Raw genomic sequence first — 12,278 nt, 5'->3', positions numbered from 1 at the left:
TGCGAAAGCTCATCATCCTCGCAAACGCACTACTCAGGGACAATCGGACCTGGACACCATCTCTCCCTTGACCAACACGGATACTTTAGGGCCAAAACTGTTTGCCGTTCGCGGCTGCATCGCTTACATAGCCCCCAACTTCCATCCAATCCGACATCAGTCGACTTTTCAGGGAAAGCGCGCGTGGCACGCCAGTTCATCTATCACATGGCCGGCCTCAACAAGGCCTACGGCACCAAGAAGGTGCTCGAGAACATTCATCTGTCCTTCTACCCGGACGCCAAGATCGGCATCCTCGGCCCCAACGGCGCCGGCAAGTCGACGATCCTCAAGATCATGGCCGGCATCGACAAGGAGTGGAGCGGCGAGGCCTGGCTGGCCGAGGGTGCTACCGTCGGTTACCTGGCGCAGGAGCCGGCGCTCGATCCGAACAAGAACGTGTTCGAAAACGTCATGGAAGGCGTCGCCGCCAAGACCGCCATCATCGAGCGCTACAACGAATTGATGATGAACTATTCCGACGAGACGGCGGACGAGTCGGCCAAGCTGCAGGACGAGATGGACCGGCTCAACCTGTGGGATCTCGAACAGCAGGTCGAGATGGCGATGGAGGCACTCGGCTGCCCGCCCAAGGAGGCCGATGTCACCAAGCTGTCGGGCGGCGAACGCCGTCGCGTCGCGCTTTGCCAGCTCTTGCTGCGCCAGCCCGACCTTCTGCTGCTCGACGAGCCGACCAACCATCTCGACGCCGAGACGACGGCGTGGCTGGAAAAGCATCTGCGGGCCTATCCGGGCGCGGTGATGATCATCACCCACGATCGCTACTTCCTCGACAATGTCACCGGCTGGATCCTCGAGCTCGATCGCGGCCGCGGTATCCCCTACGAAGGCAACTACACCAAATATCTCGAAGCCAAGGCCAAGCGGCTCAAGCAGGAAGGCCGCGAGGACGATGCGCGCCAGCGGGCGATCGGCCGCGAGCGCGAGTGGATCCAGTCCAGCCCGAAAGCCCGGCAGACCAAGTCGAAAGCCCGTATCCAGGCCTTCCAGGATCTGCTGGATGCAGCCGACAAGCGGCGTCCGAGCGATACCCAGATTGTCATTCCGCATGGCGAGCGGCTCGGCAATGTGGTGATCGAGGTCGAGGGCCTGTCGAAGGGCTTTGGCGACACGCTTTTGATCGACGATCTCGAATTCAAGCTGCCGCCCGGCGGCATCGTCGGCGTCATCGGCCCGAACGGCGCCGGCAAGACGACGTTGTTCCGCATGATCACCGGCCAGGAAAAGCCCGATGCCGGCACCATCCGCATCGGCGAGACGGTCAAGCTCGGTTATGTCGACCAGAGCCGCGACGCGCTCGACCCGACCAAGACGGTCTGGGAAGAGATCTCGGGCGGCGCCGAAGTGGTCAAGCTCGGCAAGTTCGAAGCCAACACCCGCGCCTATTGCGCGTCGTTCAATTTCCGCGGCGGCGACCAGCAGCAGAAGGTCGGCAACTTGTCCGGCGGCCAACGCAACCGCGTGCATCTGGCCAAGATGCTGAAGACCGGCGGCAATGTGCTGCTGCTCGACGAACCGACCAACGATCTCGATACCGAAACGCTGGCGGCACTCGAAGACGCGCTCGAGAGCTTCGCCGGCTGCGCCGTCATCATCTCGCACGATCGCATGTTCCTCGATCGCCTGGCGACGCACATCCTCGCCTTCGAAGGCGACAGCCATGTCGAATGGTTCGAAGGCAATTTCGAGGACTACGAGCAGGACAAAATCCGCCGGCTTGGGCCTGAGGCGGTCAATCCGCACAGGATGACGTATAAGCGGCTGACTCGGTAACAACGGATTGGTTGCAAGCGCCCCAGGCTGCTCGTAGAATTACCGGAAGGAGATAAACATGCTTAATGTCGAGCTTCCTACCGCGCTGGAAAAACGCCTCGAGATCGTCGCAAGGAAAACTGGCCGGACAAAACATGACGTAGTCGTTGAGGCCATTGTCGAGCAAATTCAGGATCTGGAAGACGGACTAATCGCCCTCGAGCGCCTTAACGATGGTGAAGGTGAATGGCTTTCTCTGGCCGAAGCTAAGGAACGACTGGGATTGGACGCAAGCGACCGCAGTGACGGTTGATCGTGTGGACAATTCGTGTCGAGAAGCGTGCACTGAAGGATATCTCCAGATTGCAAAGGTCCGATCAGCGTCGGATTGTGGACTTCCTGGAAAACAGGCTCGCCTCGCGCGATAATCCACGCGAACTTGGCGAAGCGCTAACAGGACCACTGGCAGGTCTCTGGAAATATCGTGTGGGCTCATTCCGAGTTCTGACAAGGATCGATGATAGCGCTGTCGCGATTTGGGTGGTTCAAGTAGGCGACCGTCGCGAGGTCTATCGATGAATACAGTCGCGAAGGTGAGACCCGACTGGTCCGCCGCCCTCTACCTGAAATTCGAGGACGAGCGCACCCGGCCGGCGCGCGATCTCGTCGCGCAGGTGCCGGTGCCGGAACCGCGCCGGGTGGTCGACATCGGCTGCGGGCCGGGCAATTCGACCGAATTGCTGGTCGAGCGCTGGCCGCGGGCGCAGATCAGCGGCTTCGATACCTCGCCCGACATGATCGAGAAGGCGAAGGCGCGCCTGCCCGGTGTCAGCTTTGCCTTGGCGGATGCGGCGGCGTGGCAGCCGAACGAACCGGTCGACGTGATCTTTGCCAATGCGGTGTTTCAATGGCTGCCGGAGCATCCGGCCGTCTTCCAGCGGTTGATGGGATTTTTGGCGCCCGGCGGCGCGCTTGCCGTGCAGATGCCGGACAATATGGCCGAACCTTCGCACCGGCTGATGCGGGAGACCGCGGCCGAGATGCCGTTTGCCGAAAAGCTCGAGCGCGCGGCCCGCGCGCCGCTGCCGCCGGTCGCGTTCTATTACGACCTTTTGTCGCCATTCTCGGATCGGCTCGATATCTGGCACACGATCTACAACCATCCGCTGGCCGATGCCGAGGCGATCGTCGAGTGGGTGAAATCGACGGGGCTGAAGCCGTTCCTCGATCCTCTCGACGAAAACGAGCGGCAGCTTTTCCTGAAGCGCTACACGGCCCGGATCAGCGAAGCCTATCCGAAAACGGCAAGCGGCAAGGTGTTGCTGCGCTTTCCCCGTCTCTTCATCGTGGCGCGGCGTTCCGCTTAGAAACTCTTAGCTACACCCAAAAACAGTGCATGGCGGATGCTTGACCGGCTTTCGCCGTCATGCGCATCTCGCTGGGGCACGGCCCTTCATGGGCCATGGGGGGGTGGATGATGACACTGAAAAAGCTCGTTTTCGGCGGCAGCATTTGTGCGGCCGCTGTGCTCGCCTTGTCTCTATCGGCGGAGGCCAAGCGAGCGCGCTGCTTCACCAGCGACGACGGCTATTTCTCGTGCAGCTATCGGGCGCTGGACGATGCCGGCAGCTTTCGCATCTCGGCGCCGGGTTATCCGACCTACGTCCTGGAAATCGACGGACCGGGTTTTGCCTATGGCTATGTCAATCTCGGCCGCCGCAACGTGCCGCTGCCCGGGCAATTCGTGCGCAGCCGCGATGACGGTGCCTGCTGGAACAACCCGCAGACCAATACCAAGCTCTGCGCCTGGTAAAGACCCGTCCCAGGGACTTGATTTAAGCCGGCATAAACTGGCTAGGTGCAAAAGAGGTTGCGCCGAGCTTTTTGCGGCGTCGACATGAAGCCGCAACGCCTGCGCACGGGACGAACTGGAAATGCATCGCGTCATCATCAGCGGCATCGGCGTTGAAATCCCCGAAGCTTCGATCACCAACGAGGAGCTCGTCGCCAGCTTCAACGCCTGGGTGGACATGGAGAACGTCCGCCGCGAGGTGTCGGGCGAGCCGCTAGTACAGAAATCGGACAGTGCCTTCATCGTCCATGCCTCGGGCGTCCAGACCCGCCATGTCATCGAACGGGAAGGCATTCTCGATCCGACCCGCATGGCGCCGCGTTTCGCGGCGCGGCCCGACGATGCGCTGTCGCTGGAGGCCGAGTTCGGCATCGCTTCGGCCCGCAAGGCGCTCGATCATGCCGGGCTGAAGCCTGGCGACATCGACCTGGTGATCTGCTCGGCCTCGCACCATCAGCGGCCCTATCCGGCGATCGCCATCGAAATGCAGCAGGCGCTGGGGACGAAAGGCGCCGGCTTCGATATGGGGCTTGGCTGCTCTTCGGCAGCGGCGGCGTTGCACATCGCCGTCAATCTGGTGCGGGCAGGGGCGCATAAACGCGTGCTGGTGACGACGCCGGAGATCATCACCGGGCATCTCAATTTTCGCGACCGGCAGACGCATTTCATCTTCGGCGACGCTTCCGTGTCGATGATCGTCGAAGGGCTCGCCCAGGGCGAGAAGCGGCCGGGCCGCTTCGAGGTGCTGGATACGCGCGCCTGGACGCAGATGTCGAACAGCATCCGCACCAATCTCGGTTACTATACCCGCGCCACCCAGGACGATCCGTACATGATCGATCTGGAAGGCAATCTGATCAAGCAGATCGGCAACAAGGTGTTCAAGGAAGTCACCGTTGCCGGCCACAAATTCATCGTCGAGTTCCTGGCCGAGCACGGGCTGACGCCGCAAGCGATCCGGCGCTTCTGGCTGCATCAGGCCAATGCGCGGATGAACGCCATGATCCTGAAACTGTCGTTCGGCCATGACGTCGACCACGACCGCGCGCCGATGGTGCTGGAGCGCCTCGGCAACACCGCCGCCGCCGGCGCCATCATCGCCCTGTCGGAGAACCATGCCGACATGAAGGCCGGCGACTACGGCCTGCTCTGCGCCTTCGGCGCCGGCTACTCGATCGGCGGCGCGCTGTTGCGCATGCTTTAGATTTTTGTTTTACGCATGTCGTTGTCCCAAAACCGCTGCACACCCTCGGTTCAAGCCCGAGGGCATGCTTTTGGGCGACATGCATTAGCCCGGCGCGAACGGCACCAGCATCGGAACGCGCCTGGCATAGTCGTCGTAAGCGCTACCCAGTTCGCCGCGCAGAAAACGCTCCTCCAGCCTTGCCTTCATGACGATGCCGACGGTGATGAGGATGGCGCCGGCAACGCCCCAGACAGTGCCTTTCGCCGCCATGGTGGCGAGGATCGCCAGAAGCAGGCCGGTATAGATCGGGTGGCGCACCAGCCGGTAAGGGCCGGTGTCGACGACGCGATGCGCGGCCTTGGCGGTGACCGTGGCCGACCACAGGCGGCCAAGATGCAGCCGCGCCCACCAGGCAAATGCCAGACCGGCGGCAATCAGCGCGACGCAGATCCACGCTTCGGCAAGGTTCGGCGTCCAAAGCCTCAGCGGGCCGGCATAACCGTGCGCCGGGATGAAGAGCAGGATCGTGCCGAGCACCATGACGGCGCGGGATGGAAGCTCCACCCCGAAGCCGGCGCGTTTTTCGGCCCGGTCGGCCCAGAAGGCGGCCGCGGCCCATGAAACCACCCAGAGCAGCCAGAGCTGTGCGATTGCCGATGCGGGATGCATGATGAACCTCCGCGGGCTTGACCTGATCGATATTATCAACCGATGCAGCGCGGCAGCAATGCGGCACGCTTTTGCATGAGGCTGGTTCAACCATGACGCTGGTGGTGCCGACCCGTATCAGCCGTCTTGATTGGAGCATCAACGCTTTCGACTGGACCCTATGAATCGACTTCGGCTAACTGCATCCGGCAGCTAGGAATGAAACCAATGCCGGATATGTTTCCCGAAGCCGAAACTCCGGTCGAGATCGTCCCGTCGCGAAAACTCGCCGCCAGGGTGGCGGCGCTCTATCTCGCATCATTCGATCGTTTTGACACACGAGCGGTGGATACGCTGCAACTCGGTTTCGACGGCATCGACGGCGATTTCCATGCCGGCACGACGCGGCGCTCCGGCGGGCGGGAACCCTGGTATCGGCGCGGCACTGAGATGCGCAACGAACGGCAATTGTCGATCGTGGCTGCGGACGAACTGGCAATCGTCGCCGAACGGATGGGCATCGCCGAGATCAAGCCGGAATGGATCGGCGCCAATCTCCTGATCGATGGCCTGCCGCGCCTCTCCATGCTGCCGTCCGGCACGCTGCTGTTCTTCAAAGGCGGCGCGACCGTCAAGGTCGACGCGCAGAACGGGCCTTGCCGGATCGCGGGCAGGTCGGTCGCCGAGAATGCCGGTATGGCCGACCATGAGGCCGGCGCGCTGCTGTTCCCGAAGGCGGCGAAGCGGTTGCGCGGGCTCGTCGCCTGGGTCGAGAAGCCCGGCACGATCGCGGCCGGCGAGGAGATTTCGGTGCGCGTGCCCGAGCAGTGGATTTACCGGGCCTAGTCCAGAACGCGACCTCTAGTCACGGCGTATTTTGTTCTTGCTTTGTGCCGGCAGCTATGCTATTAATTTGGGTATGGTGCCAATTGGGCTCCAACGACCCGCCCGCGAGGCGGGTTTTTTATTTCAGGCTTTGAAAGTTCCGATGCTGCCGACGTGAGGTTGGCGGGACAGCGCCCCCCTTTGTCCTGCCGGACATCTCCCCCACGAGGGGGGAGATTGGCCGTCACCTCTCGATTTCGCTAATCACAGCAGTGAAGAGCGCAGAACTCGACGCGTGTGCCTGCCGTCGCTCTACGCCTCATCCTCATCGTCGAGCAGACGGGTGGCGCGCCAGCGGGTGAGCACATTGTTGGTCTGTTCGACGACGAAGAAGCGCGCGGAATCGCGGTCATAGCCTTCGGCCAGCAGCTTTTCGTAGTCGGTGTGCATATGGCGAATGTGGGCTATTGTCGCCAGCCACACGGCAATGCTCGGCGGCAAGGTCTTCATGTGCACGGCGCCGGCATCGGCACGGATCTTTTCCATGTCGGCATAGGGCGCCAGCGGCAGCAGCGCTGTCAGTGCCTTGGCGATGGCGCGGCGGCGGCCGGTCGGCGCGCTCATCACTCCACCGGCCCTGGCTCGTCCCGCCCGGCGATGGTCGCATCGGCAAAGGCATCGGTCGAGGCGAAATAAGGCTTGATGTCGATGACCGGCGTGCCGTCGAGCACGTCGATGGCATCGAGATCGACGCGGCCGGTGTTGATGTCGACGGCAACCAGCTTTGCGACATGCAGCCCAATTGGGTTCGGCCGGGCAGGGGAGCGCAGCGAAAAGACGCCTTTCGGTTCTGTGGCATGGCGGGGTTTCTGGACAATCAGTTGCCGCGGCGCATGGTGCAGCCAGGACAGGACGATCACATGGCTGGCGCGTTCCAGCCCAAGCAGGCCGTCCCGATAGAGCGGATCGATCGTGAGAACCGCCGGCTGTTCCGTCTCCCGCGCGGCCTTCATGTTTTTGGGGCAAGTCTCCCGCGTGATCCAAGGCGAAGCGATGCGGCCGATGAAGACGACATGGCCATCCGGCGGCATCGTTGCCGGGTCGGTTTCCAGGAGCTTTTCGCCGCTGCGCGTCTCGAACATGGTTCTCGCCCCGATCATGCGTCCGTTTTTGCGCGATCCGCCACGCATGCGTCATTTTCTTGTCCGGAAGCGACATAGCGCTTGCAAGCCTATCCAAACCGACATAAACATATGTTTATATCTTTTCAAAGAGAATGCTCGCATGCATGTCGCTCTCGACACGATGGTAGATACATTGAAGGCGGCGGCGGAATCCAGCCGGCTGCGCATATTGGCGCTGCTGTCGCGCGGCGATCTGACCGTGTCCGACCTCACCGAAATCCTCGGCCAGTCGCAGCCGCGCGTCTCGCGCCATTTGAAATTGCTGCTGGAGGCCGGGCTGATCGGCCGCTACCAGGAGGGCTCGTGGGCGTTCTTCCGGCTATCGGATTCCGATGCGTCGCGCGATTTCGTGCTCAGGCTGGTCTCCGGCATCCGCGGCGCCGATCCGCAGGTCGAGCGTGATCTCGAACGGCTGGCCGCAGTCAAGCGCAAGCGGCAGGACCGGGCTGCCGAATATTTCTCGGTAAACGCCGCAAGCTGGGACCATATCCGCTCGCTGCATGTGCCGGATCGCGCCGTCGAAGCAGCCCTCATCAAGCTCGTCGGCAAGCGGCCGTTCCAGTCGATGCTCGATCTCGGCACCGGCACCGGACGGCTGCTCGAGATCTTTTCGCCGCTCTATCGGCGCGGTGTCGGCATCGACATGTCGCGCGAGATGCTGACGGTGGCGCGCGCCAATCTCGACAAGGCCGGCGTTTCGAATGCGCAGGTGCGCCAGGGCGACATTTTCGCGCCGCCGGTCGAACGCGACGCCTTCGATCTCGTTACCATCCATCAGGTGCTGCACTATCTCGACGATCCCGCCCGCGCCATCCGCGAGGCAGCGCGTCTGCTACGCCCGGCCGGCCGGCTGGTGATCGTCGATTTCGCGCCGCACACGCTGGAGTTTTTACGCGACGAGCACGCGCATATGCGTCTCGGCTTTTCCGACCGGCAGATTGGCGACTGGTTTTCCGAGGCCGGCCTCGACCTCGAGGACAGCCAGGAATTCGAGCCGCGCGGCGGCAACGAGGCCAAGCTCACCGTCAAACTCTGGCTCGGCCGCGATCGGCGCATGCTGATTGCCGAGCCTTCCAACGACAGACAACCGGCCAATGCGTATCCGATAGGGGAAACCGCCTGATGAACCAGTTCCGCTTCTCCCGCCGCCCCGACATCGGCGACAAGGTCAGGGTTTCGTTCGAGTTCTTTCCGCCGAAAAACGATGAGATGGAAGCAAGGCTGTGGGACACGGTCACCCGGCTTGAGCCGCTTAAGCCGAAATTCGTCTCGGTCACCTATGGCGCCGGTGGTTCGACCCGCGAGCGGACGGCCCGCACCGTCAAGCGCATCCTCAATGAAACGACGCTGACGCCGGCGGCGCACATGACTTGCGTCGATGCGGCGCGTCACGAGGTCGATGCGGTGATCCGGGAGTTCGCCGATATGGGCGTCAAGCGTTTCGTCGCCCTGCGCGGCGATCCGGCCGAGGGCGTCGGCGCGGCCTACCGGCCGCATCCGGAAGGCTATGCCAATGGCGCCGAACTGGTTGATGCGCTGAAGGGCGCCGGCGATTTCGACATATCGGTCTCGGCCTATCCGGAAAAACATCCGGAGAGTCCGGATTTCGCCACCGATTTCGACATGCTGAAGCGCAAGGCCGACAACGGAGCGACGCGGGCGATCACCCAGTTCTTCTTCGACAACGATCTCTATGAGCGCTATGTCGAGCGGGCACGGCGGGCCGGCATCTACATACCCATCGTGCCGGGCATATTGCCGGTGCACAATTTCACCCAAGTCGCCAACTTCTCGGCGCGGTGCGGCGCCTTGGTGCCAGCATGGCTGGCCGAGCGTTTCGATGGGCTGCAGAACGATCCGCAAACGCATGCGCTGGTGGCATCTGCCGTGGCCGCCGAGCAGGTGCTGGACCTTGTCGAGCGCGGCGTCGGCGATTTCCATTTCTACACGATGAACCGGGCCGATCTGGTCTTCGCCATCTGCCACATGATCGGCATCAGGTCGCACGAAGTCGAGGCGGCGGGATCAGCCGCGGCGTAAGGCGGCAGGCGCCTTTTTGAAATGTCAAAGGTCGGGGGAATGCAAAAGGCCGGGCAAAATGCCCGGCCTTTTCAAATGGTTTGGAGTATTCGGTGCTGGTCTTCCCCCGCTCAGCGGCCTTATGGAAGGACGCCCATAATGAGGGCGCCGATGAATGCAAACGCAGCACAAATCATCAATGCGTTGATCGGCCTCGTCAGTCCCATGTCATAGCCTCCTCTTAAAGAGCTATGGCGAGAGTCTAGGGTCATTTGTGCCACAGGCAAGCAGAAACTTTGCTGCAATGCGACGAGATTGTGGAATTTGCGAGCTGCCGTTTGCCGTTAGGCATTGAAACTCTTTGTCAAAAGCCGGCTCGGGACCTGTGAATAATTTGTGGCAAAGCCGTGGCAGCAGCGAGAATGGCAGCGCTACCGCGGCGGAAAATCGGAATCGATTTTCGAACGACTGAAGATTCGACGCATCCTTTGCGCATCCAACCGGATGCTGCATGCTATACGCACGCTATACGAATGCGGTGGGCAACCGGCAGCGTTGTGAGATAGCCAGGACTTGAATTTTCTGCCAATTGGCAGTATATTGCCTGCCAATTGATGGAGGCCGGAATGAGTGTCGCTTATGCGGTTCGCGATCCTGCAAATCAGGCTTTGCCGGCAAATCTGGCGGATGCCTCGGTACGGGCGCGGCTCACGCCAGCGGCTGTTGCCGGCATCGTCAGGCTCGCAGACATCTGGCATCTGACCAGCACCGAGATCTGTACCTTGATCGGCGACGTGTCGGAGAGAACCTGGTTCCGCATGAAGAAAGGCGAGTGGGAGGGCGTTCTCTCCCAGGATTCGCTGACACGCATCAGCGCCCTGATCGGCATCTTCAAGGGACTGCGGCTTCTGTTCTCTGAAGCGCTTGCCGATGAATGGGTGCGGTTGCCGAACAAAGGGCCGCTTTACGGTGGCCGGCGCCCCCTGGACGTAATGATCGAGGGCGGCATTCCGAAGCTGCTGCAGGTTCGCCAACACATCGACGCTTTGCGCGGTGGACTTTGAATGCAGATCCCGCCGCGCGCTGACATTTCCCAGCGCGACACGATCCGGCTCATTTCGACAGGCAGGCTCAAGGAACCGGTCCTGATGCCGTTGGCCAGGAATCATGGAGATTTGGAGGACCTTGCGGAGCTCGAAGGGGCCACCAGCGGCCGTCTTCAGGCGCAGCAAGGGGGATTGCCCGACCTCGATCCGCGCGAACTGGTTTTCGGGAGGCCGGGCTACACCTTCATCAATGCGGCTTTCGCTTACACCCGTCCGGGCGGCAATCGTTTCAACGATGATGCCAGGGGCGTCTGGTACTGTGGGTTCGATGCGGAAACCGCGCTCGGCGAGGTCTCTTTTCATCTGACGCGCGAGCTTGCCGCAATCGAACGGTTTGAAAACGTCACCGACTACGCGGAGCTCGTTGCCGACTTCATAGGCTCGTTTCACGATCTGCGCGGTGCTGAGTTCAGCAAGGACCCGGTGCTCGATCCGGATACCGCCTTAGCCTATCCTGCCGGTCAGGCGCTGGCGAAGCAACTCCGCAAGCAAGACGCCGCGACCGGTCTTGTGTATCCTTCCGTGAGACATGTCGGCGGGACCTGCCTTGCCGCCTTCCTTCCCGATCTCGTTCAGAATCTCAGGCAAGGCGGTATCTGGCGTCTGGAATGGCAGGGTTCATCTGTTCCCGCGATCACGCCCATATAGCGCACGATCGGGAGCGACAACTTCGCTGCGCCATCTCTAACGCCGCCCGAACAGGCGACCGTCGATGGTGACGAGGCCGAGGGCGATCAGCGCCATGCCGCCGAGTTCGAACAGTTCGAGCCGCTCGCCCAGGAACAGGAAACCGAGCAGGATGGCACTGGCCGGCACGATCAGCGTGACCAGCGAGGCGTTGGTGGCGCCGGCCGAGGCGACGAGATTGAAATAGAGGATGTAGGCGAAGGCCGTCGACAGCAGCGCCAGTGCCAGCACCGCCGCCCAGACCGGCGGCGAGGCCGAAAACAGATTGGCGGCATCATAGGTGAACAGAACGACCGGGATCATAATGATGGTCGAGCAGGTCAATTGGCCGGTGGCAATGACCGGTGACGGCACACCCTTGAAGCGGCGGGCGATCATCAGCGCAACCGCATAGGATAGCGATGCTCCGATGAGCGCGAATTTCGCCCAGACCGGACCGCCGAGCCCGGCGACGAGGCCGGGGCCGATCATCACCGCCGTTCCCGCGATACCGAGGGCGATGCCGGCAAGCTTGTTCCACGACAGCTTTTCGTCGCTGGTCAGGGCGTTGGCGAGGATCAGCGTCCAGAACGGCGTCGTCGAATTGAGCACCGAGGCGACACCGGCGCCAAGCTTGGTCTGGCCGGCAAAGATCAGCGAGAAAGGGATGACGTTGTTGGCGAGCGCCAGCAGGAAGAACAGGCCGGCATGCGGCAAGGCGAGGCGAAACGACGGGCCTCGGACCGCAAGATAGAGCTGCAACGCGATCGCAGCTATGGTGACGCGGAACAGCACCAGCACCAGCGGCGGAAGTTCCGCTACCGCAATACGGGCAAAGAAGAACGAGCCGCCCCAGATGGCGCCGAGCAGCAGAAGCTGCGCCCAGTCCTTGAGCACCATCGGACCGCGCATCGTGGTGGTGGCAGCTATCGCCATTGGTCGTCCTCCCAGACGAGATGCCTTGCTCTTCAGGCGTCTGT

At 62.1% G+C, this 12,278-nt stretch carries 15 protein-coding genes; 11 read left to right on the top strand and 4 right to left on the bottom strand.

Features of this window, described 5'->3' with window-relative positions; genetic code table 11:
* The first annotated feature begins 183 nt into the window (after positions 1 to 183).
* The 6 genes from ettA (at position 184) to NKH41_RS10460 (ending at position 4,868) form a co-directional block, all read left to right on the top strand.
* Positions 184 to 1,833 (top strand): energy-dependent translational throttle protein EttA, encoded by a 1,650-nt coding sequence (gene ettA, locus NKH41_RS10485; RefSeq protein WP_352767711.1) that lies wholly within the window; start codon positions 184 to 186, stop codon positions 1,831 to 1,833.
* A 58-nt stretch (positions 1,834 to 1,891) separates the two neighbouring features.
* Positions 1,892 to 2,125 (top strand): type II toxin-antitoxin system RelB family antitoxin, encoded by a 234-nt coding sequence (gene relB / locus NKH41_RS10480; protein ID WP_352471524.1) that lies wholly within the window; start codon positions 1,892 to 1,894, stop codon positions 2,123 to 2,125.
* A 2-nt stretch (positions 2,126 to 2,127) separates the two neighbouring features.
* The gene (locus NKH41_RS10475; protein ID WP_352501113.1) at positions 2,128 to 2,391 is read left to right on the top strand and encodes a type II toxin-antitoxin system RelE family toxin; all 264 of its coding nucleotides are present in this window, start codon (positions 2,128 to 2,130) and stop codon (positions 2,389 to 2,391) included.
* Entirely contained in the window at positions 2,388 to 3,179 is a 792-nt protein-coding gene (gene tam / locus NKH41_RS10470; protein ID WP_352767713.1) for a trans-aconitate 2-methyltransferase, read from the top strand. Before NKH41_RS10475 ends, tam begins: the two co-directional genes overlap by 4 nt.
* A gap of 107 nt (positions 3,180 to 3,286) precedes the next feature.
* Positions 3,287 to 3,625, top strand: a complete 339-nt coding sequence (locus NKH41_RS10465) for a hypothetical protein (RefSeq protein WP_352767715.1) — start codon at positions 3,287 to 3,289, stop codon at positions 3,623 to 3,625.
* Positions 3,626 to 3,746: 121 nt separating this feature from the next.
* Entirely contained in the window at positions 3,747 to 4,868 is a 1,122-nt protein-coding gene (locus tag NKH41_RS10460) for a beta-ketoacyl-ACP synthase III (protein ID WP_352492730.1), read from the top strand.
* Positions 4,869 to 4,952: 84 nt separating this feature from the next.
* Here the strand turns inward: NKH41_RS10460 and NKH41_RS10455 are convergent, their stop codons facing one another.
* A complete protein-coding gene (locus NKH41_RS10455) occupies positions 4,953 to 5,519 on the bottom strand; it encodes a methyltransferase family protein (RefSeq protein WP_352471529.1) in 567 nt (188 codons plus the stop codon).
* 207 nt (positions 5,520 to 5,726) lie between these two features.
* Here NKH41_RS10455 and NKH41_RS10450 point away from each other — a divergent pair, with 207 nt between their 5' ends.
* A complete protein-coding gene (locus NKH41_RS10450; RefSeq protein WP_352767717.1) occupies positions 5,727 to 6,344 on the top strand; it encodes an MOSC domain-containing protein in 618 nt (205 codons plus the stop codon).
* A gap of 291 nt (positions 6,345 to 6,635) precedes the next feature.
* Here the strand turns inward: NKH41_RS10450 and NKH41_RS10445 are convergent, their stop codons facing one another.
* Positions 6,636 to 6,947 (bottom strand): DUF2293 domain-containing protein, encoded by a 312-nt coding sequence (locus tag NKH41_RS10445; protein WP_352767719.1) that lies wholly within the window; start codon positions 6,945 to 6,947, stop codon positions 6,636 to 6,638.
* Positions 6,947 to 7,465 carry a tRNA (N6-threonylcarbamoyladenosine(37)-N6)-methyltransferase TrmO gene (gene tsaA, locus NKH41_RS10440; protein ID WP_352767721.1) on the bottom strand — a complete coding sequence of 173 codons (519 nt, stop codon included), beginning with the start codon at positions 7,463 to 7,465 and terminating at the stop codon, positions 6,947 to 6,949. Before tsaA ends, NKH41_RS10445 begins: the two co-directional genes overlap by 1 nt.
* A gap of 142 nt (positions 7,466 to 7,607) precedes the next feature.
* On the opposite strand from tsaA, the gene NKH41_RS10435 reads away from it, so the two are divergent.
* The 4 genes from NKH41_RS10435 (at position 7,608) to NKH41_RS10420 (ending at position 11,280) form a co-directional block, all read left to right on the top strand.
* The gene (locus tag NKH41_RS10435) at positions 7,608 to 8,630 is read left to right on the top strand and encodes an ArsR/SmtB family transcription factor (protein WP_352501078.1); all 1,023 of its coding nucleotides are present in this window, start codon (positions 7,608 to 7,610) and stop codon (positions 8,628 to 8,630) included.
* A complete protein-coding gene (metF, locus tag NKH41_RS10430) occupies positions 8,630 to 9,547 on the top strand; it encodes a methylenetetrahydrofolate reductase [NAD(P)H] (RefSeq protein WP_023676795.1) in 918 nt (305 codons plus the stop codon). Before NKH41_RS10435 ends, metF begins: the two co-directional genes overlap by 1 nt.
* Before the next feature lie 605 nt (positions 9,548 to 10,152).
* The gene (locus NKH41_RS10425) at positions 10,153 to 10,590 is read left to right on the top strand and encodes an antitoxin Xre/MbcA/ParS toxin-binding domain-containing protein (RefSeq protein WP_352471535.1); all 438 of its coding nucleotides are present in this window, start codon (positions 10,153 to 10,155) and stop codon (positions 10,588 to 10,590) included.
* Positions 10,591 to 11,280 (top strand): RES family NAD+ phosphorylase, encoded by a 690-nt coding sequence (locus NKH41_RS10420; protein ID WP_352471536.1) that lies wholly within the window; start codon positions 10,591 to 10,593, stop codon positions 11,278 to 11,280.
* Positions 11,281 to 11,316: 36 nt separating this feature from the next.
* Here NKH41_RS10420 and NKH41_RS10415 read toward each other — a convergent pair whose 3' ends face one another.
* On the bottom strand, positions 11,317 to 12,234 hold the full coding sequence (locus tag NKH41_RS10415; protein ID WP_352767723.1) for a DMT family transporter: 918 nt from the start codon (positions 12,232 to 12,234) through the stop codon (positions 11,317 to 11,319).
* Between the last annotated feature and the right edge of the window lie 44 nt (positions 12,235 to 12,278).

Origin of the sequence: Mesorhizobium sp. M1169 (assembly GCF_040318345.1) — a bacterium.
Taxonomy (GTDB): domain Bacteria; phylum Pseudomonadota; class Alphaproteobacteria; order Rhizobiales; family Rhizobiaceae; genus Mesorhizobium.
This window is presented reverse-complemented; position numbering and strand designations above follow the sequence as displayed.